Here is a 224-nt window from a genome sequence, read left to right on the forward strand (position 1 = left end):
GAGCTTAACGACCGTGTTCGGCATGGGAACGGGTGTGACCTCTTCGCTATCGCCACCAGACTATATATGACATTTTCATGAAAATGTCTTGAAAGAAATGATTCTCTCAAAACTAGATAATGCGTTATAGAAACGTATCAAGAAATAGTATTGGATAAGTCCTCGACCGATTAGTATCTGTCAGCTCCACGTGTCGCCACGCTTCCACACCAGACCTATCAACC

Annotated in this window: 1 rRNA gene; it reads right to left on the reverse strand. The window is 43.8% G+C overall.

What is annotated here, in order from left to right:
• Nucleotides 1–60: ribosomal RNA gene (rrf, locus tag SAY88_RS25765) — 5S ribosomal RNA — on the reverse strand; the annotation flags it as partial.
• Nucleotides 61–224 lie beyond the last annotated feature (164 nt).

The organism is Halalkalibacter flavus, from assembly GCF_036663575.1.
GTDB lineage: Bacteria > Bacillota > Bacilli > Bacillales > Bacillaceae_D > Halalkalibacter > Halalkalibacter flavus.